The sequence below is a fragment of the Marinobacter salinus genome (assembly GCF_001854125.1).
GTDB lineage: Bacteria > Pseudomonadota > Gammaproteobacteria > Pseudomonadales > Oleiphilaceae > Marinobacter > Marinobacter salinus.
Genome location: NZ_CP017715.1, coordinates 793,015 through 813,280, shown reverse-complemented (window position 1 = coordinate 813,280; position 20,266 = coordinate 793,015). Strand labels below are relative to the sequence as shown.

The following is a 20,266-nucleotide window of genomic DNA, read 5'->3' as shown; positions in this document are numbered from 1 at the left end:
GCCTATTCATTCCCCAGTGTTATCCTGATGTTCGCTTAATCACTATGCGCATTACTCCCGGGTTTTAAGAACCGCCACAAGATCCAGCTTCCTGAGCCGCCACCAGGCAATAAAACCCGAACCGAGCGCCGAAAGTATGACTACCGTGGCCGAAATGCCCAGCGTCTGGGACGTAATTGTCAGCGGAACACGGTAAAGCTCTGTCTGCATGGCGGTGATAATAAGAAGTGCCAGCCCTTCACCAATCAGCCACCCCAACGGAATGCCTACCAACAGAAGTAAGGCCATTTCGCCAAGCAGAATGTGAGCCACTTCGTTATGGGTGTACCCCAAGACCCGCAGACTTGCCAGCTCACGCCCCTTTTCTGCTAACGAAATGCGCACTGTGTTGTAAATCACACCGAATGCGATAATCCCCCCCAGCAAACTATTAAAGAACGTAAATGTCAGGAACGTCTTGGCCAGGGTCTGGAAAAAACTATCGAGCATAGCTTGCCGAATACTGACACCCAACACACCTGGCGTGTCTCTTAGCTGCTGATACACCTCGTTCTCAAAGGCCGGATCCACGTTTATCAGTGCCTGATTAATCAGAGGCCCCTCACCCAGCGCGCGGTTGAGGGCACTTAGATCCATATAAGCACCTACACCAAGAAACTCGCTGGTGGTGCCTGCAACCGGCACTGAAATGGTTCGGCGATCTCCTTCAAGTATCTCGATGTCCAGATTATCACCCGGCTCCACCGACAGTTCCCGCGCCAGGTAATCGGTCAGCAGAAGCCCCTTGCGAGGTAGAACAACCGATTCGAGATTCTTGTCCACCACGAACTGCAACCCCGCGCTGGCCGGAATGCCGGTTACTGCGCTTCGCCATGTTCGATGCCCGTTCACCAGCCTCGCGGCAACCGTTCGTCTGCCCTCTGCGTAGCGAATACCCGGTTGTCTCTGCAAGGTGAAAAGTATCGACGCGTTGAGTGGATCTGTCAGGGTTGCGGTGAGATCCTGCTGCTGAACTCGCGCAAACTGGGTGTGCACCATCAGCGAAACAGAATCAAACTGAAAATTACCCACCATAATAATGGCCGTCGCCATAGCGACACCCATCATAGACAATAAGGACCGAAGTGGTCGACGCGCAGTCTGCCGGACAATCATCCGGGAGGGCTGGCTGAAGCGTATGGTCGATAGCCATTTTTCAGCAAGGGTAACGCGAAATCGAGCAGGCCCCTCGGGGCGCATGGCTTCCGCTGGGGGCAGTGCCGCAGCCTGACTGATTGCCCGCCAGCCACCCAGCCAGGCCACCACAAACGAAATCCCGGCAAGGAGGAAAATCCAGACGGGATTAATTGTTAAAAGCAGTCCCGGGAAACGGTAGTACTGCATGTACATCTCACCGAGCCCGGCTCCAAGCCAAACGCCCAGCCCCAGACCAAGCGCAAATCCGATCACGGCGATGGTGAGCACAAGCTTGGTGTAGTGCCAGGCGATCTGACGGTTGGTGTAACCAAAGGCCTTCAACACCGCAATGATGTCCCGCTGGGTACTGATCAGCCGACTGATCACCACATTAAGCAGAAACATCGCGACGCTCATGAAGATCAGCGGAAAAACCGTCGCCATGGTTTTGAGCTGGCTCAGTTCGTCATTGAGAAACCGGTGTGAAAACTGATCATCACGGCCATAGGCACCTGTGGCACCATAGCGATCCAGCAACCGGTCCAGCGCATCAATCACCGATGCCACCGGATGGCCTGGGTCAGTGCGCACAAGCAGGCTATTGAAGGCGCCTTTCATATCCATGGCGGCGGCCAGGGCCTCCTCGCTCATCCAGAGCACACCAAAACGTTCATAGTCCGGGAGCATCCCTCCCGGAGGTATGACATAGATAAACTCGGGCGATTCAACAATACCGGAGATGGTCAGCAATTGCCGGCGACCATTGATAATTGCAGAAAACTGGTCACCGAGCTGTAAGTCATGAGCCTCGGCAAAACTACCGATGACTGCAACGTCGCGGCTTCGGCCAGGCGCGGGCAAATGCCCTTTGCGGATAAAAAGCCGGTTAACATCCGGTTGTCCGCCGGGTGGCAGGGATACCAGTCTTGCAGACACCGGGTCCGAGAATCCGGGAATCTCCAGCTTGGCACCACCCTCAACCCTGCCGGTAAACCGCGTAATGCCCGGTATCGCAGACACCTCGTGCAACACATGCTTTGGTGCACGCTTCAGAGAGGCAAAAATCTCCGCAAACTGATGCTCGTCATAATACTGGCTACGAGTTGCTGAAAGGGACGAATAATTAAGCAGCGACATGACACACACAGCCACACCACCGGCAATCACAAGGGCGATAGCCAGAACCTGGCCCCGCATCTGCCAGAGTTCACGGCGCAACTTGGTGTTCAGGGCGCTGCTGAAGAAGGACATTCCGCTACCAGCTCAAGGTTCGCGGATCCTGGCGCTGGTCATTGCGCCGTTCACCACTGATGTTGCCGTCCGACATCGTGATCACCCTGTCGCCCATGCCGGCAATTGAGGCATTGTGGGTAATAATTACTGTGGTCGTTCCGGTTTCCCTATTCGCTTTGTTCAGGGCTTCGAGCACGAGAATCCCGGTTTTTGAATCCAGCGCTCCCGTTGGCTCATCGCACAGCAGAACGTTTGGACGCTTGGCGACTGCGCGGGCAATGGCTACCCGTTGTTGCTCTCCACCCGACAGCTGTGCGGGGAAGTGGTCCATTCGGTCCTGCAACCCCACTAACGCCAGAGCCTCTTCCGGAGACATGGGGTTGCTGGCTATTTCGGTCACGGCGGCGACATTTTCACGGGCGGTAAGGCTGGGAATCAGGTTGTAGAACTGAAAGACAAAACCCACATGCTCCCGGCGGTACTGTGTCAGTTTGCGGTCTCCGGCGTCACCCAGTTCTTCATCGCAGTAACGGACCTGGCCGGCGGTTGGCACATCCAGCCCCCCCAGAATGTTCAGCAATGTGGATTTACCGGAGCCGGAAGCGCCCAGCATCACGATCAGTTCACCTGGGTACAGGTCAAGATCAACCCCCCGCAGAGCTCGGACCTGAACCTCACCCTGATCGTATGTCTTGGTCAGCCCCCGTGTCTGGAAAACAGGTAGTCGGCTCATCAACGCTTTCCCCGACTCAGGCCGTCAATCAGTCATCTGCACAGTCAATACAGACAGTCGTGTAGGGCAACACCTGCAATCGACGGGGGTCAATTGCTTCGCCACAGGACTCACATTCATCCCCCACCCCATTCTCAATTCGCTCAAGTGCGTGTTCAACCTGAGTCAGCTCAGCTCGGGTTTCCGATTCGAGGGAGTCAACCACTTCGTCGTTCTGAGTCTGGGTTGCCTGCTCTTCGAAGTCTTTCTCCAAAGCACCGCCTTCCCGATGCTGATGCGCTTCATAGCGAGACAAACGAGCCTGAAGATCCGCCCTCAGGGTTTCCAGTTCCGATTTTCGATTCGTCATACAAGCCTCCTGCCGCTCCTGAATTCAGGGCGACTTCGCATAAAGCACCAGATTAAAGCATAAGCTGAACCCCCGTTTGATGCTTGTCAAAATTACGCAACCAAAGGTACGGCAGAATAAAGATCTGGAAACCCTGCAAACAAAGGAGTTGTCAGCATGAACAATGAGATGCCTCAAAAGGCAAACCGTCTCAATGAGACCCTTTTTGAACAGTTCAGCAAGGCTGCAGAAATGCAGATGAATGCCTTCCGGCGCTATGCGGATGTGGCGATGGATCAGGCCAGAAAAGTGTCAGAGGTGCGGGATCTCGACGGTCTGAAAACCCTGACTGGTGATCAGGCCGAAACCCTTAAATCACTCAGCGAGCAATTCACTTCTGACTGGAAAGCGTGGCAGGACTACTTCACCGAAACCCGCGAGCAGGTGCAGAAGGTGTTCAAGGATGCGACCCCGGAATCGCCGAAAGCCAGGCAGACTGGTGAGAAAACCGCAGGCACGGCGGCGGCCGGCAAGAACGCAGCCTGAGCACTGACACAGGAGCGCGGCCGGAGCGGTACATCCTGCTCCGGCCTTTTATTTTGAGTAATAGAGGGACTCTTATGTTGGGTGTGGACCTGCTCAGCAAAACTGCCAATCACCTGGTTTCAATGTTTGAGACCAACGTGAGACGAAGCCAGGAGCAACTGGAGAAATGGCTGGGCGACACCGGCCTCATGGAAGACACCAAGTTGGCAACGCTGACAGAGATGTCCGATGCCTATCGGGCAATGGCAGAGGACTTGCTATTGCACCCGTTACGGTTCGCGGGTGCCGAGCTTGACCTGACTCGAAAACACCTTGCACTCAGCTATTACACCCTTGCCCGCGTGGTCGGAAAAGACAGGGAACCGGTTGTTGAAGCAGAGCGCGATGACCGCCGTTTCCAAGCCGAAGACTGGCGCAAGAACCTACCATTTGACGTGTTGCAACAGGCCTACCTGATCAATTCCAGAGCGTTCCTCGGATGGGTTGAAAACATGGAGGGTCTGCCGCCTGCTAGCCGTGACCAGATGTTGTTCTACGCCAGGCAACTGACCAGCGCACTCTCACCGTCCAATTACCCGGTGACGAATCCCGAGGTTCTGAGGATTACCTGGGAGCGCAAGGGCATGAATCTGGTGGATGGCGGTCGACAGTTACTGGAAGACGTACGCCAGAACCCGTCACTGTTCAACGTGGGCATGACTGACCGATCGGCGTTCGAGGTAGGCCGTAACCTGGCAACGACCCCGGGCAAAGTGGTGTACCAGAATGAACTGATGCAGCTGATCCAGTACACCCCGTCCACAGAAAAGGTGAGCAAACGACCCTTGCTGATCGTTCCCCCCTGGATCAACAAGTACTACATTCTGGACCTCACCGCCCGTAACTCGTTCATTCAATGGCTGGTCAATCAAGGCCAGACGGTATTTATCATATCCTGGCGAAATCCCGGGCCGTCCTTGCGAAACAAGGGCTGGGACGACTACATGCAACAGGGGCCGCTGGAGGCAATGGCGGCGGTTTCTGAAGCCACTGGTGAAGACCGGATGAATGTTATCGGGTACTGTATCGGCGGCACCCTGCTCGGCTCCACACTGGCATGGTTGAAGAAAAAGCGCCGTAACCCGGTGGCCAGTGCGACTTACCTGACGACGCTACTGGATTTTTCAGACCCGGGAGGCATCGGTGTCTTCATCAATGACCATTCAATCCGTGGCATTGAGAGGATGCTGGCACGCAAAGGTTACCTTGATGGCCGGGCCATGGCCTTTACCTTCAACCTTCTCAGAGAGAATGAGCTGTTCTGGTCTTTCTGGACCAACAACTACCTCAAGGGAGAAAAGCCCGCAGCATTCGACCTGTTGTACTGGAACACGGATGGCACCAACCTGCCGGCAAAAATGCACAGTTTTTACCTGCGTGAAATGTATCTGAATAATCGTCTGGTGCAGCCCGATTCCCTGACGGTGGCCGGCGAATCGATCAATCTTTCCGAGATCGATGTACCATCCTTTTTCCTCTCCGCACGACAGGATCACATTGCCAAGTGGAAAACGACCTACAAAGGTGCCCTCGTGCATGGGGGGAATGTGCGGTTTGTACTGTCAGGTTCCGGGCATATCGCGGGCGTGGTCAACCCGCCCTACAAGGAAAAGTATGGATTCTGGACCAACGACACCTTGTCACCGGATTCCGATGTATGGCTTGACAACGCTGAGCATCATCCCGGTTCCTGGTGGCCCCATTGGCTGGAATGGTTGGGCCAGTATACCGGTAAACCCGTGCCAGCACGGGTTCCCGGTAATGGCAAGCTGGAGGTCATTGAGGACGCTCCGGGCAGTTACGTAAGGATGAAAGCGGCCCAGGCGGCAAGCACCTGAATGACAGTCGCCGGAAACACTGAATCCTCAATTATGAGCACAGTGACAGATGCCCCCATGAGGAGGCTTCTCCCCATATCACGGATCATGCACAGCGGCATGTTGCTTCAGTGCGCACCGGAAACCTCTGTTGCCGAAGCGGCCGCCAGAATGGCAGAACACTCCGTCAGCTCAATTCTCGTTACCGAAAACGGTGAGGTGGTGGGCATATGGACCGAGCACGATGCACTCGCTGTGGACTTCTCCAACACCGATGAGTTCCAGCGCTCTGTCCGATCTGTCATGAGTTCGCCAGTACTCAGTCTGCCCTGCAGTATGGATATTGGCGAGGCCGCGATAAGGTTCCGGGACACCGGCAAACGTCACTTCCTTGTGGTCGATGAACACAACGCCCCGGTCGGACTTCTCTCCCAGACCGACCTGGCGCTCAATCAGGGACTTGAACCCTACCTCCGTCTCCGGGAAGTGCGCTCGGCCATACCAGGGCCTCCACTGGTGGCTGACGGAAATTTGCCCCTCTCCGACATCGCCGCGCTCATGCACCGGCATAACGCCGATGCTCTGGTCGTCCGCTGCGGGCAGGATGGCCTTGGAATTCTGACCGAACGCGACATGGTCAGATTTATTGCACGAAGCACCGCCAACACTCTCGCGCGGGACCTGGCCACCCGTCCCTTGATGACCGTTAATGAATGTGAACCTCTTATTCGCGCTCGGGACCTTCTGCTTGACCACCGGATTCGTCACCTCGCAGTGGTTAATACAAGCGGTGAAGTGACCGGTGTGATCGGCTATCACGACATGCTGGCCGGCGCCGAACAAATGTATCTCAACGATCTCCGGGAGGCTCTGGAACAGCGGGACGAAGCATTAGCGCAGTCGCGACGAACCCTCCAGTTGGCCGAGCGCGTTATTGAATCTTCGTTTGAAGGCATCATGGTGACTGACCACAACGTGACCATCGAATTCGTAAACCCCGCGTTTACCTACCTGACCGGTTACACGTCCGAGGAGGTTATTGGCAAAACGCCCGAGATCCTGTCTTCGGGCCGCCACGACAGCGATTTTTATCAGCGCATGTGGCAATCTCTGGTCAACCATGGATACTGGCGGGGCGAGATCTGGAATCGCCGGAAAACCGGTGAACTCTACCTGGAACTCTTGACGATCACCGCCATCAAGGACGACGAAAACAACACCACTCATTACGCCGGTCTCTTTACCGACATCACCCAGAACAAGAAAAACGAAGAGCAAATCCGGCAGCTCGCCTATTATGATGCTCTGACCGGGATCCCCAACCGCCGGCTTCTAGAGGACCGTCTCGAGCATGCGATCCGCCATGCCCATCGGAAAACGTTGTTGCTGGCAGTGATGTTCATGGATCTCGATCACTTCAAACAGGTGAATGATACCCTGGGCCACGCTACCGGCGACGAACTCCTGCTTCAGTTCACGGCCAGGGTCCAGGAATGTCTTCGTGAGGACGATACCCTTGCCAGGCTCGGAGGCGACGAATTCATCATTCTTTTGCCTGAAATGGAGAGCCCGGATGACGTCCTCCGGATTGCCGATCGCCTCATTGCGATTAGCCGGGAGCCTTACCGGATTGGTGGTGAAAGTATTCAGATAGGATCGAGCATCGGGATCAGCCTGTACCCCGAAGACGGAGCCACCGCCGATACCCTGCTGCAGGCAGCCGACGCTGCCATGTACCGCGCCAAACGGGATGGCCGCAATCTTTTCCGCCTTTTCAATCAGGAGACCAAGACCAGCGCCTGATTCCGCGATCACCTCTCTGGCTGGTGGCGAGTTCGCCCTCCCGGCAGTGATATGGCACTATTGCCTGCTTTGTGACCCGCCGGAGATTTCTCAATGTTATACACCACCATGGCAGTCCTAGCTGCAGCATTGCTTGCATTCACCTGGCTCGGTTTGCGGGCGCGTCTCGCGGATGGCGGTCTGGATGACTACGTCACAGCCCGAAACACTCAGGGCGCCAGGGCACTGGGCCTGTCTTTTCTTGCTTCGGGCATGGGCGGGTGGATCCTGTTTGCCCCCCCGGAGGTTGGTGCCATGGTTGGCCCAATGGCCTTGGCGGGCTATGCAGTAGGAGCCGCACTACCCTTCCTCGTGTTCGCCTTCTGCGGCCCGGCAATCCGTCGCTTGCTGCCTGAGGGCCGGAGCATTGGTGAGTTCGCCCAGATTTGTTACGGCCGGGGTGTCCGCCACTATGTTTCCCTGATATCCGTCCTCTACATGCTATGCTTTCTCACTGCTGAACTGACGGCAATCGGCGCCATTACCTCAATGCTTTCCGATATCAATGGCAGCCTCGTTGTTCTCGGTGTTGCTATCACTACCCTTGTATACACAGCTTGGGGCGGCTTGCGTGCCAGTATCGTGACAGACCAGTGGCAAGCGTTTCTTCTCATCGGACTGCTGGCAATCGTCGGGTTTGTGGGAATGCAGCAGCTTCCCGACATGACTACCGCCCGGCTTCCAGATGTCCCGACCGCGAGCGCCCTCAGCGTGGCCTTGACACTGGTCATTGCGGTTACCGCTGCCAACCTGTTCCATCAAGGCTACTGGCAGCGACTCTGGTCTGCTCGGGATCCGGAAACCCTCAGCCGTGGCGCAGTGTTTGGCGGAATCATTACCGTCCTGGTTGTTGCCGTGGTCGGTGGTCTCGGCATAATGGCGGCCCTCAGCGGAGCCGATCTCGGCAGCCCGCCCATTCCCTTTTTTGCGATGCTGAGTAACGCACCGGCATGGCTGACCATACCGACTCTTATCCTCGCCATTACACTGGTGGCCTCTTCGGTAGACACGCTGCAGAATGCGCTGGCCTCACTGGTGGTCACTGAAAAAAGGGATCTATCTATAAACTCTGCCCGCTGGATAACAGTCGCCCTTATGATTCCGGTGGTTCTGGTGGCACTACAGGGGATTTCGGTACTCAGGCTTTTCCTTATAGCCGACCTTCTGTGTGCAACTGCCGTCATCCCCGTGCTGCTGGGGCTGTGGCGCAAGATGACGACAACAGCCGCCATTCTGGGCGGGCTAGCGGGGCTCACGGGCGCGATACTGCCAGGCTGGATTAGCGGGGGCAGCCTGATTGCCGGACTGGAAGCCGCCAGTTTTCCAGGTAGCATTCCGACATTGATGCCCTTTGTCGGGGCGCTGGTGGGGTCCGGGCTGGTCAGTGTTATTATCGCCAGTTCCCGCCCGCGCCGTCACGCGGGATCCTGAGATACAGAAAGCGAACTGATGTCCGGGAAATCTTAGCCGGACATCAGCTCAAACGAATACCGCAGCCGGGTCTCATCCACACCCTGCCGGGCGCCAAAGTCGACAAGCCTCAGCCGGTTGCAGATCTTCCGCTCAAGTGTCGGCTCGTTCAAGGTCGACTCCACGACTGAACAACTTGACACACTGCCGTTCTGCTCAATCACCAGCTCCGGCGTAATGCTGCCCTGAAGTGAAGGTTTCTTCCTCAGCTCCCGATTGTAAATGCTGTAAATCGCAGCCTTATTGGCATCCATGGTCCGCTTTAGCTCTTCCTTGCTGCGCGTTCTTGATGCGACCTGCTGCTGTTCGCGACGGACCTCCTCTTTCGCCGCGGCTACACGTTCAGCTTCGGCCACTGCCGCTCTTTGTCGCTCAGCCAAAGCGACCTGCCGGGTTTCCCGCTGCAATTGTGCTTCGTCCACGCCGCCGCTCTTGCTCGTCGAGTTTGCGCGCGCCGCCAATGTGTCGCCCGTCTTCCTCGCAATCGGTTCAGCGGTTTTGGTAACGGGGGCGTCCAGTTTTACCGAATTCGCCAGAGAACTCAGTTTGGAGAGCTCCTTACCCATGGCCAGAAGACCGGTGTTTTTGACCTTTTCACGGGCTTTTTCGACATCCTGGGGTTCGGGCTCAGGTTCAGGTTTCTCAGCAACCTGGGGCTCAGGTTTCGGAGCCGGAGGTTCAGGTTGAGGCTCAGGCTTGGCCTGCTCGACCGGCTTTTCTTCAGGCTTTGGTTTTTCAGGTTCGGGTTCGGGCTCAGGTAAGACCGGCTTTGGCGGTTCCTTTTTCTCAATGATGAGTTTGGCCAGCTGGGGTGGTAAAGCTTCTTTCTCCTGACGGTCCTGTTCGGGCAACTCTATCAAGGTGACATACGTACTGAATGCCAGAAACAGGGGCACAATGCCCATTCCGATAGCAAGCAACCGTTTCCGCTCGCCACGTTCCCGGTTCCAGGGCAATCCATACCGATAGTCCATGAGTCTCAGGCCCCCTGTTCCATCTGCTGATTGACCGCAAGGGATATGGCCGCGTATCCGGCATCCACGCAGGTGGACATGATTTTCTTCAGCAGTTCATAGGGCAGCTCCCGGTCTGCCAGTATGGTTATTGCGCGACCAGCCTCCGGGGCCGGAGAGCCAGAACGGCGGCTCTGGTAACTCAGCTCGTCCTTGAGGGCCGGTTCCACCTGGCCTTCGAAGGCCTGGAACTCAGACCTTGCAAGTACAACGCGGCCGTTGACCAGGATATCGCTATCGGTGACCGTCAATGCGAGAACATCTTCCGGCTGCTGCTCGGCGGTTGAATCCGGCAATTTGATGGTGCTGTTCTGATTCAGAACCTGAACATCTGACGAAGAATTCACCATCAGGAAAAACACCAGAATGGTAAAGATGTCCATCAGCGACACCAGGTTCATCTTGCCCTGATTCTTGTTGCGTCGATAATGACGTTTAAAACGTCTGGCTTTGGCGGACTCCTTCATGAACTCACCTCATCGCCCGTCTGATCCTGCTCCGGTGCGTCCCCCAGGGAAATATCCGGAAACAGCTCAGCCTCAACCATATTGCCGGCGACAACAGCCTCATAGGAACGGACAGTATCCATCACGGTTACGAGTACCTGATACGACGTTTCCCTTGAGGGCATGATGATGACGTCTTTTTTCTCCGGCACCCGGCTTTTGAGCTCCTTCATGACATCCTTCAGCAGAACGAAGTCGAAGTCGCCTTCACGCTCGGGAATTTTCTTTATGACCCCTCCCTGGTTATCCGCGACTACGAGGTGGTGGTCATAAATGACAACCTGAATCTGGAGCTCTTCCTGCTGCCCTGAAGACACGCTTTCACCCGTGGGGAAGTTGAGCTCCAGCACGCTCGTGTGAGCGAAGACCATGTTCAGCAGGAGTACAGGCACCAGAACGATCATGAGATTCATGAACGGCGTGATGTCGAGGTCCGCCTCACTATGTAGCCGACGATGCTTTCGTCTCATAGCCTGATTTCCTTCTCGCTGATGATCAGGCCACTGATCCGGCCGGCGCTGTCACCGGTGACGCAGAGGGTGCACCCTGGCTCTGTGCCGGGGCACGCTGGCCTGTCCCGTCACTCAGCAGGTTGAGCACCTTGATGCCGGCCATCTCAAAGCTGTCAACAATCTCGTTGGTTTTGGTCTGCAGCAGTGAATGGATGAGAAGCATCGGAATAGCGGACATGAGGCCAAATGCGGTGGTGTTCATGGCCACAGAAATACTCTGAGACAGCAAGCTGGCCTTCTGGGCCGGATCGGCTGCGGCAACCGCGGTAAAGGCCGAGATCAGACCGATAATGGTGCCGAGCAGACCAAGCAGGGTTGCGATGTTGGCCAGGGTAGCCAGATATTGGGTCCGCTTTTCCAGCCGCGGCATCACGTCCAGCAGCCCTTCTTCCATGGCGTACTCGATTTCTTCCCGGCCCTGACGGCGTGCGAGACGTTGCAGCCCGAAACCAATCATGGTGGACATTGCACTGCCGGAATCCTGGGAAAAATTAAGCGCACCTTTCAGGTCTCGCTTGGCAATCATCTGGTGCAGACGATTGAAGTCCCTGCGATTGGTCAGTTTCTGAGCAGATAGATATACGTATCGTTCGATGGCCACAATGAGTCCGACAATCAGTACAACGGCAATCGGATACATAAAAAAGCCACCTTCCTGGAAAAAGCGAACGGCGGTATCAATCATCTTCTGGGCACTCCATGGTCCGGGTTTTGAAACAGTCTAAACGGTCAGATCTTACAAAGGCGTAAGTTCACGAAAGTCTTTGTTGCGGTTTGTTTTACCTTGCACTCAGCCTCAAGGCTTATGTGACAGGGTTCTCACTTGGACGTGTCAGCCTGCTGACGGCTGAAGGCCTGGTAATAGCCCATCAGTCGCTGGAATTCATATCGCTCAAGTGGTGAAAATTCCTGCGCCACCATCAGGCGTTCGTCAGGCGCCTTCAAATCCTCAACTTCGGGTGGCTGCCATGGCACCAGGTACATTACAGTGGGAACCTCCTGGTCGCCGCGAATAGTCGTACCCTCAATGGTCACAACACCCGATTCCTGAGCCTGTGCCAGCCCCACAAGCGAAGTCAAAAGTACAGAAAGAGCAACGACGAATGTTTTTCGGGTGTTCATTGTTCGTACCCCCATTCCATCAAATCCGGTTTTTTGCATCGAAAATCCAGTCCTCCAGCCGTGGATTCGGGTCTGAAGCCAGGGTCTGGTACTGCTCGTAAAGGGACAGTGCTTCATCCGGACGACCGAGATAGATATCCAGAAGGAACGCAAGATTGAGTATGGCAGGTAAATACGCAGGATCCGCCTCAAGCGCCCGCCGATAAAAACGTTCAGCCTGTTCAAATTCGCCCGCTGTCCGGGCGAGCACACCCAAATGATTCAATGCCACCGTATGTGACGGGTCCAGATCAAGAACCGCCGAAAAATACTTCGATGCCAGATCCGGATTGCCAGCCCCGAGAGCCAGTATTCCAAGGTTGGCCAGCGGTCCTGTGTGCCCTGGATGTTGTTTTGCCAATTGTTCGAATCGCTCCGTCGCTTCCTCGACATTACCTTCTTCCATTGACGTCACTGCGGCTCTGAATTCCTCAAGAAGCCTGGCCTGCACCTTCTGCTGTTCCGCCTCCGAGGCAGTCAGAGTAGCTTCGTCGGTCTTGGGACTCACGGCGCACGCAGACACCAGGCCAGTCATAACAGTCACTATTACCAGTCGCTTAACCCAGTTCATCGACCACCCCGGCGGTAACTTCCTGCTTGTTATATCGACCCGGCAGCAGGCTTCTCAGCGCCTCATAACTTCTCTTGACCCACTCGTCATAGATTCCATCCCGGGCCCGGCGAATATTCTGCTCGTGAATGTCGATAGCGTTGTCCTCAAAGGGGTAGGCCTGCTCTTCGAGTAACAGCTCATACTGCGCCAGTTCAAGCTCGCTCAGCCCCGGCGGCCGCTCCGAATCCATCAGATCCGCCCCCAGGCGGCCATAGATATGAGCGATCTGATAACCAGCCTCGGTGGCAAACGAAGACAGACCGTATGTGGCCGTCTTCTGATAGGCGGTCACCGCCGTCTCCAGAGCATCAGTTTTGGCTACCATGCTTTTGTTCAGGGGTAATGTCAGTCTGATGGCGTCGTAACGGGCAAGCGCCTCCCTTGCCAGAGTTGCAGACGCAGACGCTGCAAGCCATCGCATCCGGTCATCAGCCGCTTCAGGATTCTGGTCGACAAAGGTCATCTGTTTCCGCAGCCAGAAGTTCCTGCGGGTGGTATCGTCCACCGACTGGTAAAGCTCGGCCAGCCGGTTAGCCGCCTCCATATAGGAATCCGAGGGCTCAGGGTAGGTATTCGCATATCGGCGCCAGGTATCAATAGCTTTGTCGGTATTCCCTGCCTGGTCATAAAGCTCCGCAGCAATTAACAGGTTTTCACGGCGCTCCTCCGGGGTAGAAGCCAAAGCTACCATGCGACTGAGCTCGTCACCGGCTTTTTCCCATTGCCCCGTTTCCCGGTAGCCGAGCGCCAGTTTGGCCGGTACGGTATCTATCAACTCGTGCTCGGGGAAACGTTCCCGGAAGCCATTCAACACCGATATTGCCTGCTCCCAGCGAGAAGCTGTAATCAGAAGGGAGGCGGCATCGTATTCGGCATTGGCACGCAAAGCAGAGGCTGGCACCACAGTGCCCACCCGGAGGTACTCACTGACAGCTGCGTCTACCTTACCCGCAGCTGCGAGTTGCTCAGCCTGTCGGAAAACCGATGCTGCGAGGTTTTCCGTGATGCCGCCACGCCTGTCGTCGTTTTGAGGCATACCAACCAGTGCCTCGCGATAGGACCGTTCAGCCTCGGCAAATCGCTCCAGTTCAAAGAGGCTATGCCCTGAGAGCAATAGTGCCTCGGTTACCAAGGATTGCCTTGGGGTAGGCTGCCAAGCCACCAGGCGAGCTGACATGGTCACCACTTCTTCCCAGTTTTGTCGCTCAAACTCATGCTGCAGTGCGATATAAAAGACATCCGGGGCCCGGGCATCAGCTGGGAAGGCATTGACGAACCGCAGACGATTCAGTTGCTGCATTTCACGGTAAGAGCGCAACTCGGAAACTGGCTCCTTCTGCCACGTTTTTGCATACTCCCGGAATGCCAGTACGGACGCATACCCAGCCTCTGCAGCCTGCTCCGGCGCTTCGCCTTCATAGGGAAAGTCATAGGCTACACGCTCAAATGCCTCAATGGCCGACGCCCATTCGCGCAATTCGATGTTGGCTTCGCCCAGAAGGAATAACCTCTCCGGTGTCCGGGGATGGACCGGAAATGTGGCTGCAAATTCTGCGTAGTAACCTGCAGCCTTTCGATAGTGGTCCCGAGCCTCGCGCTCATTCCCGGATTCGCGGGCCAGCAGATAATGTCGATCCGCCAGCTCGGGCAGCAACTGCTCAAGCTGTTCTTCGATGTAGGCTACGGTTTCCGGTTCGGCACCTGCCCAGTAGTCGCTGTGGAGCCCGTAACCGCGGACAAATTCCGCTTTGCGCTCGGGAATCGTACTCGTGAACCCGGCAAGTTCCAGAGTCCGGATAATATTGATCTGATACCTCGGCGCCCAGCGACTGTCCGGGTGATCCTCGATAAAGACCTCGTAGACCTCAATCGCATCGCTGTAGCGTTCTCTCTCCAACAGAAGATCGCTATAACGGGAGTAAATCAGGATTTCATAGGGACGACCTCCGGTCTGACGAAACAGGGTCTGAAGTGTCTCTGCGCCATCCAGATAGGAGAGGGACAGCCCAAAAACCCGAAACAGGTCTTCAATCAGGGTCTGGTGTCGCTTATCAACATTCTCTACCAGCTGCCCCTCAGGCATCACCAGATCAAGCACCTCAACATAGCTGAACAGGGCCTGCTGATAGTCACCTTGCTTGAACTGGCTCCACCCTTTCATGTAGTGGGCATTGACAAGAAACGATGCATCGGCCTGCCTTTGTTCGCTGGCAAGGGCCACTTCATCAAACGCCTGCTCAGCTTCACGGTATCGGCCGTCAATAAAGAGCAGATCCGCCCGCCGGAACTGGGCTTCAATCCAGTAAGGCGACTGCGGATAGCCCGTAACCAGTGTATCCAGCGCCGCCAGCTGTTCCGGGGTCATTCCCCGCAGTTCCCAAGCCCGGGCCAGTTGATAGTAGATCTGATCATTACCTTTACGTTCGGGATACTCCGCCAGCAGATCTTCGTAGGCAGCAATGGCGTCGGAAAACTCGTCTTCCGCGGTATCTGCAAATTTACGCTCTGCCCGCATGAACTCAAGATCTGCCAGGCGATGCCGTATGGTCACCCGCTTGAGCGGGTCGTCTACCAACGGTAACAGCGCCCTATAGCTGTCAATGACCATTCCCAGTGAAACCAGCTCGCCCTGTACATCTGTGTCATCGACATTGCCTGTTGCAGGACCTGCGAGAACCGGCTCCCGCACCGCGGGAAGTGATGCCAGAGTACCGGCACGCGCCTGCGGCATTGCTTCCCCGGAACTTCCCGGCAGCCACTGAACGGCCTGGCAGCCGGTGAGCAACAGAATGGCCACACCCTGCAGAACGGAGCAGGCTGATAACCGGGCAAACAGAAGCAAGCCATGCCTAGTCATTGGCTGCCCCCTGTTGCCCTGCCTGGAACAGCTTGTCTGCCAAGCGCGCCTGAGCGTGACGGGACGCCCGCAGATAACCCTGTAACTGAAGGCGGCGCTCGGCGAGTGCTGCGTCCATGCGCCCCATCAGCCTGCCTCGTGCCTCTGCCAGTGCTGCCGACAGCTCACCTCTGAGAGCTTCGACTTCCGCTTCTTTCTCCGCGAGGCGGCGACTCAAGAGATTATGCTGACGATCTTCCGCCATCAGACTCTCAATGATTTGTCGCTGGTCACGAAACGTTGACATGGCATTGCCCAATTCCCTGAGCTGCTTCTGGGCCGCCCACCGATTGACCCCATATTCATCGGCAACCCACCAGTCGAAATAAGCCTGCATGCGGCGGAACTGGGCGCGCTGACTGGCCGTGCTTCCATCATCAGGCAATTCCTTCAGAGTTTCGGCCACTTGATCCAGCCTTGCTTTCAATGCTTTCTGCTCTGTTGTCATGAAAAACTCATGGTCTTCCCTGGCCAGGGCTTCATTGACTTGTACACTTAACCGGGCGTGCTCTGCAGCCCATTTGTCGGCTTCCTGCCTTGCCAGAACGGCCCGAGTCTCCCGGATTCGGATATCCCGTTGCAGCTTGCGGGTTTCCAGCATCACGGCAAAGGAACCGAGCTGTTTTTGCCAGTCTCCCAGGAACGACTGCATCCCGTATAACTGGTGCAATTCGCTCAAGGCCTGCTGAAAGGACTCTGCGGCAAGGATCCCGGCAATGCCAAAGTCTTCCGGAATAACGCGCAGTCGGCCATAGGCATCCGTCATCAGGCCATCACCATCCCGCATGAATTTCAGCAGGGACATGAGTGTCTTTTCGGTTAATTCCTGGCGCGCAGCAACCAGCTCGCGGTCCAGCGCCTGATAATGCCGGGCCGCATCCCGAAAAGCCTTGAGCGCCGGCCCCGGTCGGCCCATCTCTTCAAGAAGGTATCCCCGGGCGTAGGGAACCTGTTGCAGCCATGGCGTAAACAACTGCTTCCGGGACAACGTTTCCAGTGCATTAAAGGCTCTCGCCACCTCCCCCTGACCCGCCGCGGCAACCGCGTAGTCAAACAGTGCCCGGTCCGAAAAAGGCCCGTCGACTGGCAATGCTTCCAGTACCCGCAAGGCATCATCAAAATGGTTTTCATCCAGGTAAAGGCGTGCAAGAGAAAGTCTGGTCCTGTCCAGCAGCCCTTCGTGTTCCAAACGAACGTCTTCAGCGACAGGGGCCCGTTCAGTCATGTGGTCAATCAAAGCACGAAGGGTTTTGCCTGCGGCAGCTGAGTCCCCGGCAGAGATCTGCGCCATGGCCACGTTGTAATCCAGGTATGCTGACCAGATATTCTGGCCCCCCAGTTTTTTCCGCAAACCATCAAGAGCCGCCGGGTCACCGATAGCTGGTGACGACATCACCAGCCGGCACTGGAGGTACAGCCACTCTTGGTAAAGAGCGAGGTCACTGTCTGCGAGAACCCTGCCATCTACGCGTTGTAGATTCGCGTAAGCACCGTCGTAGTCCGCTTCCAGATAAAGCACCTTGCCAAGGTAAAACCATGCCTGATTGCGAATCTCCGGCGACAGTGAGCTCCCGTTGCCACCCTCCCCAAGCAAACTTGTGAACAGACGACCCGCCTCACGGGTCATACCGTAGGAGAGCATCAACCCGCCCTCCACCAGGCCGGGGTGATCACCGTGGCCCTCAATGCCGCCTTTTTCCCGTGCCACGGCCAGCTGAGTCAGCGCATCAAACGCCTGCCCCTGGTGGTAGTTGTAGAGTACCCACCCATATCTAAGATCCTTCACCCGCTCCGGTGCAGGCTCGTCCGCCTGGATAACAGCGGCAAGTAACAACCACAAGCACCCACCGACAACCAGAGATGGCAGTTTGCAGAACCGGTATCGAACCATCATTGCCACAGCCCGACTCACTCCCACTCCACAATGGAGAGCTTTGGCTGGTAATCGGAGGAACTGTCTTCCACCCGGATTTCCAGGGCCGCCGTACCGGTCTCTTTTTCGAACTGCATAGTGGCAGCCTGTTTGTAAGCGCGATTGTCAGGCCCGATGCCCTCCACAAACGCTGTCACCTCATGATTGCCGGTTTTCAGATTACCAACGTACAGGCGCTGCATACCTCCACGCTCCAGTGCACGGACCTGACGGTCCGTGTAGAGGTAGGAAGCGACCACCTCCTCATCCACTTTCAGCTTTACCGCATCAAGTTTCAGGAACTGACCGGTATCAACGCTCAGAAATACAGCAAACTGGGTGCTGGCCGGGAACAGAAGATCTTCTTCCAGAATAAAGAGGTCCCTGTTTAACCGAATGACTTTCTTCTTCAGGGCTTCAACAGTCTCCGCGACAGCTTTGTCCTCAGAGGTATCACCCGATTGGGCCAGTGCCGCCCCCGCCACCATCAGTGAGAGGCCGGCAATGAGGGCATACATAAAGGGCTTCATCGAAATCGCCATGGTCAGTCTTCCTGCAAACTCAGTATTCAAGAATCAACGACGCGCGAGTCACCAGAGCGTCAAATGAATAAAGCGGTTCCTCTCCCGGGAGGTAATTGCCGGAGGCCGTCACATCGCGGAAGTCGTCATATTCGAAATTCAGCCAGTCAACGAGCAGGCTGAACTGTAATCGTTTGATGCCTGGCAGCGATGTCTGCTTCCACTCATAAACCGCTCCGGCCGCCAGGGTTGTTCCAGAGAGCGTGCTCAGCTCTTTGTCACGCGCCAGGTGAGTCTGGGAATTTTCAAAGGGAAACAGGTCACTGTAGAAATCGGCAGCGTCCTGAGTGTAGTAGCGAACCGAACCTTCCAGGGTCCAGCGCGCATTGACCCCGTGTACATAAGCCAGTTCAACCGTATGGGCGTCGATACCCCAGCTATCAGTGAAATATCGGTACTCTCCGCGAATGGAGGCCCGATAGGGCAGATAGTACAAGGCTCGGGTGGCAATCGATGTGCTGGTGCGGGTTTCAGGATAACGTTCGGGCTGATAGAGAAAGGACGTCGGATCGTTGGGATCCACATAACGGTTCTGGCGATAGGGATTCTGAAGAAAGCCCTCATCCGAAACCACTTCAAGGTCGATACCCAGCAGACTGTTCCGCGTAAGAACCTGGCTCAGTCCCAGTTGGTAATTACGACGATCGGCCTGTTCACTGAAGGTCTCATTGCCGACACGGCCAACATCGTCCCAGCCGTTGGCATAGCCCATCGTGATAGTGGACATACCACCAAAGAACTCCTGGCTGACGGAGAAATAAACCGTATTCGCCTCGTAGTCATTCTCGGAGCTGTTGGTGTAACCAAGACTCATAATGGCGTCTTCGTGGAGGTAATCCACGCCTACCGTATACTCGTCACGTTCTTCGGTGTAAGGGCTTGCCGTCGCCAATACATCAACGGAGGCCGCCGATACCGAATCCACATAATACTGTCCGGTAAAAGAGACCTGCGGGCCGGCATTCTTCCGAACCAGAACCGATGGTCCATCAATCACCATGCCACCGCCGTCGTATCGGTGGTAAAGCATATCCACATTATCTGCCGGCAAGGTGGCTGAGACAGCATACGGAGCGCCCAACACCATCGCCGATACGGTTACCATGTGCGCCAGCAACCGACGACAATCAATTACAGCCACAGCCACCTCCCGAGCCACCCTCGGAGCCCCGCGCCGATTCCCGGGACTGATAGACGTGATGCATATAAACGTCAGCCTTGCCGTGACGACTCAAGCTCATGACCGGGTCTGCGAGTTTGTCTCGCTCATAGGGCTTGACCCAGGGTTTGACGGAACTGCATCCCGTGGTCGTTATGATCAGTGATACCAGCAACACCGGTATCACAAGGGATAACTTACGCATAGCTTCTTGCCCACTCAGGATCACTCACGCACCAGCTTTCGAATCTGCTGTTCGTATTCGTCTTCATATCCGGGCTGATAACCGTAATGCACGTAACGGGCGTTACCGTCCCGATCAATCATGATCGTGGTAGGCATCGCCTGAACCTCGTACAACTCGCTGACCGAGCTTTCCGGGTCATACAGGATCGGATAGTCCACCGGCACACTGTCGAGGAAACGCAAAGCCTCGTCCCGATTCTCATCCACGTTGACTGCCAGAATGGTAAACCCCAGATCCTTGTAACGGTCGTATATCTCATTCATCAGAGGCATTTCCTGGCGACAAGGACCGCACCAGGAGGCCCAGAAATTGAGCATCACTACCTCGCCCCGGTGATCCTCAAGACGCAGGTTTTCCCCCGACCGGCTGTGCAAGGTGAAATCGGGGGCCGGAACATTCATAGACTCGGCAGATGCAGCCGTTGCGACACCTGCCAAAACAACCAGCAATGCAAGAGGCTTGAAAAACGGTTTCATATCAAA

General features: G+C 55.9%; 19 protein-coding genes. 4 read left to right on the top strand and 15 right to left on the bottom strand.

Annotated features, from left to right (window positions below; translation table 11 throughout):
• Positions 1–51: 51 nt before the first annotated feature.
• Genes BKP64_RS03765 through BKP64_RS03755 form a run of 3 tightly spaced genes read right to left on the bottom strand, consistent with a single transcriptional unit; the run spans position 52 to position 3,491 of the window.
• On the bottom strand, positions 52–2,427 hold the full coding sequence (locus tag BKP64_RS03765) for an ABC transporter permease (protein WP_070966217.1): 2,376 nt from the start codon (positions 2,425–2,427) through the stop codon (positions 52–54).
• A gap of 4 nt (positions 2,428–2,431) precedes the next feature.
• Positions 2,432–3,142: an ABC transporter ATP-binding protein gene (locus BKP64_RS03760; RefSeq protein ID WP_070966215.1), complete on the bottom strand. Its 711-nt coding sequence runs from the start codon at positions 3,140–3,142 to the stop codon at positions 2,432–2,434.
• A gap of 28 nt (positions 3,143–3,170) precedes the next feature.
• Positions 3,171–3,491 (bottom strand): TraR/DksA family transcriptional regulator, encoded by a 321-nt coding sequence (locus tag BKP64_RS03755; RefSeq protein WP_070966212.1) that lies wholly within the window; start codon positions 3,489–3,491, stop codon positions 3,171–3,173.
• A 156-nt stretch (positions 3,492–3,647) separates the two neighbouring features.
• Here BKP64_RS03755 and BKP64_RS03750 point away from each other — a divergent pair, with 156 nt between their 5' ends.
• From BKP64_RS03750 to BKP64_RS03735, 4 genes are all read left to right on the top strand, one after another.
• The gene (locus tag BKP64_RS03750; RefSeq protein WP_070966209.1) at positions 3,648–4,016 is read left to right on the top strand and encodes a phasin family protein; all 369 of its coding nucleotides are present in this window, start codon (positions 3,648–3,650) and stop codon (positions 4,014–4,016) included.
• Between the two features lie 137 nt (positions 4,017–4,153).
• Positions 4,154–5,893 carry a PHA/PHB synthase family protein gene (locus tag BKP64_RS03745; RefSeq protein ID WP_227515494.1) on the top strand — a complete coding sequence of 580 codons (1,740 nt, stop codon included), beginning with the start codon at positions 4,154–4,156 and terminating at the stop codon, positions 5,891–5,893.
• Positions 5,894–5,926: 33 nt separating this feature from the next.
• Positions 5,927–7,675 (top strand): diguanylate cyclase domain-containing protein, encoded by a 1,749-nt coding sequence (locus BKP64_RS03740; RefSeq protein WP_227515493.1) that lies wholly within the window; start codon positions 5,927–5,929, stop codon positions 7,673–7,675.
• A 93-nt stretch (positions 7,676–7,768) separates the two neighbouring features.
• Complete coding sequence (locus tag BKP64_RS03735) at positions 7,769–9,145, top strand: SLC5/6 family protein (RefSeq protein WP_070966204.1); 1,377 nt, start codon at positions 7,769–7,771, stop codon at positions 9,143–9,145.
• A gap of 32 nt (positions 9,146–9,177) precedes the next feature.
• Here the strand turns inward: BKP64_RS03735 and BKP64_RS03730 are convergent, their stop codons facing one another.
• The 12 genes from BKP64_RS03730 to BKP64_RS03680 all read right to left on the bottom strand — a co-directional run bounded on the left by BKP64_RS03730 (position 9,178) and on the right by BKP64_RS03680 (position 20,260).
• Positions 9,178–10,158 (bottom strand): AgmX/PglI C-terminal domain-containing protein, encoded by a 981-nt coding sequence (locus BKP64_RS03730; RefSeq protein WP_070966201.1) that lies wholly within the window; start codon positions 10,156–10,158, stop codon positions 9,178–9,180.
• Between the two features lie 5 nt (positions 10,159–10,163).
• Positions 10,164–10,664: an ExbD/TolR family protein gene (locus tag BKP64_RS03725; protein ID WP_070966198.1), complete on the bottom strand. Its 501-nt coding sequence runs from the start codon at positions 10,662–10,664 to the stop codon at positions 10,164–10,166.
• Positions 10,661–11,173, bottom strand: a complete 513-nt coding sequence (locus tag BKP64_RS03720) for an ExbD/TolR family protein (RefSeq protein ID WP_070966196.1) — start codon at positions 11,171–11,173, stop codon at positions 10,661–10,663. The genes BKP64_RS03725 and BKP64_RS03720 overlap by 4 nt, the downstream gene beginning before the upstream one ends.
• A gap of 25 nt (positions 11,174–11,198) precedes the next feature.
• Positions 11,199–11,900: a MotA/TolQ/ExbB proton channel family protein gene (locus tag BKP64_RS03715; protein WP_070966193.1), complete on the bottom strand. Its 702-nt coding sequence runs from the start codon at positions 11,898–11,900 to the stop codon at positions 11,199–11,201.
• Positions 11,901–12,034: 134 nt separating this feature from the next.
• Positions 12,035–12,352 carry a hypothetical protein gene (locus BKP64_RS03710; protein WP_227515492.1) on the bottom strand — a complete coding sequence of 106 codons (318 nt, stop codon included), beginning with the start codon at positions 12,350–12,352 and terminating at the stop codon, positions 12,035–12,037.
• 4 nt (positions 12,353–12,356) lie between these two features.
• Positions 12,357–12,947 carry a tetratricopeptide repeat protein gene (locus BKP64_RS03705; RefSeq protein ID WP_070966190.1) on the bottom strand — a complete coding sequence of 197 codons (591 nt, stop codon included), beginning with the start codon at positions 12,945–12,947 and terminating at the stop codon, positions 12,357–12,359.
• Positions 12,934–15,846 (bottom strand): tetratricopeptide repeat protein, encoded by a 2,913-nt coding sequence (locus BKP64_RS03700; protein ID WP_070966187.1) that lies wholly within the window; start codon positions 15,844–15,846, stop codon positions 12,934–12,936. Before BKP64_RS03700 ends, BKP64_RS03705 begins: the two co-directional genes overlap by 14 nt.
• Positions 15,839–17,797, bottom strand: coding sequence for a tetratricopeptide repeat protein (locus tag BKP64_RS03695; RefSeq protein WP_227515491.1), 1,959 nt, complete (start codon positions 17,795–17,797; stop codon positions 15,839–15,841). The genes BKP64_RS03700 and BKP64_RS03695 overlap by 8 nt, the downstream gene beginning before the upstream one ends.
• Complete coding sequence (locus BKP64_RS03690; protein WP_070966183.1) at positions 17,794–18,339, bottom strand: AraC family transcriptional regulator; 546 nt, start codon at positions 18,337–18,339, stop codon at positions 17,794–17,796. The genes BKP64_RS03695 and BKP64_RS03690 overlap by 4 nt, the downstream gene beginning before the upstream one ends.
• A gap of 19 nt (positions 18,340–18,358) precedes the next feature.
• Positions 18,359–19,519, bottom strand: a complete 1,161-nt coding sequence (locus BKP64_RS03685; protein WP_083329135.1) for a DUF3570 domain-containing protein — start codon at positions 19,517–19,519, stop codon at positions 18,359–18,361.
• Positions 19,506–19,742 carry a DUF4266 domain-containing protein gene (locus BKP64_RS19000; RefSeq protein WP_083329134.1) on the bottom strand — a complete coding sequence of 79 codons (237 nt, stop codon included), beginning with the start codon at positions 19,740–19,742 and terminating at the stop codon, positions 19,506–19,508. Before BKP64_RS19000 ends, BKP64_RS03685 begins: the two co-directional genes overlap by 14 nt.
• A 20-nt stretch (positions 19,743–19,762) precedes the next feature.
• Complete coding sequence (locus tag BKP64_RS03680) at positions 19,763–20,260, bottom strand: TlpA family protein disulfide reductase (RefSeq protein ID WP_070966181.1); 498 nt, start codon at positions 20,258–20,260, stop codon at positions 19,763–19,765.
• Between the last annotated feature and the right edge of the window lie 6 nt (positions 20,261–20,266).

Coding starts and splice junctions, on each gene's coding strand:
- BKP64_RS03765 (WP_070966217.1), bottom strand. CDS start 2,427: ATGTCCTTCTTCAGCAGCGCCCTGAACACCAAGTTGCGCCGTGAACTC.
- BKP64_RS03760 (WP_070966215.1), bottom strand. CDS start 3,142: ATGAGCCGACTACCTGTTTTCCAGACACGGGGGCTGACCAAGACATAC.
- BKP64_RS03755 (WP_070966212.1), bottom strand. CDS start 3,491: ATGACGAATCGAAAATCGGAACTGGAAACCCTGAGGGCGGATCTTCAG.
- BKP64_RS03750 (WP_070966209.1), top strand. CDS start 3,648: ATGAACAATGAGATGCCTCAAAAGGCAAACCGTCTCAATGAGACCCTT.
- BKP64_RS03740 (WP_227515493.1), top strand. CDS start 5,927: ATGAGCACAGTGACAGATGCCCCCATGAGGAGGCTTCTCCCCATATCA.
- BKP64_RS03735 (WP_070966204.1), top strand. CDS start 7,769: ATGTTATACACCACCATGGCAGTCCTAGCTGCAGCATTGCTTGCATTC.
- BKP64_RS03730 (WP_070966201.1), bottom strand. CDS start 10,158: ATGGACTATCGGTATGGATTGCCCTGGAACCGGGAACGTGGCGAGCGG.
- BKP64_RS03725 (WP_070966198.1), bottom strand. CDS start 10,664: ATGAAGGAGTCCGCCAAAGCCAGACGTTTTAAACGTCATTATCGACGC.
- BKP64_RS03720 (WP_070966196.1), bottom strand. CDS start 11,173: ATGAGACGAAAGCATCGTCGGCTACATAGTGAGGCGGACCTCGACATC.
- BKP64_RS03715 (WP_070966193.1), bottom strand. CDS start 11,900: ATGATTGATACCGCCGTTCGCTTTTTCCAGGAAGGTGGCTTTTTTATG.
- BKP64_RS03710 (WP_227515492.1), bottom strand. CDS start 12,352: ATGGGGGTACGAACAATGAACACCCGAAAAACATTCGTCGTTGCTCTT.
- BKP64_RS03705 (WP_070966190.1), bottom strand. CDS start 12,947: ATGAACTGGGTTAAGCGACTGGTAATAGTGACTGTTATGACTGGCCTG.
- BKP64_RS03700 (WP_070966187.1), bottom strand. CDS start 15,846: ATGACTAGGCATGGCTTGCTTCTGTTTGCCCGGTTATCAGCCTGCTCC.
- BKP64_RS03690 (WP_070966183.1), bottom strand. CDS start 18,339: ATGGCGATTTCGATGAAGCCCTTTATGTATGCCCTCATTGCCGGCCTC.
- BKP64_RS19000 (WP_083329134.1), bottom strand. CDS start 19,742: ATGCGTAAGTTATCCCTTGTGATACCGGTGTTGCTGGTATCACTGATC.
- BKP64_RS03680 (WP_070966181.1), bottom strand. CDS start 20,260: ATGAAACCGTTTTTCAAGCCTCTTGCATTGCTGGTTGTTTTGGCAGGT.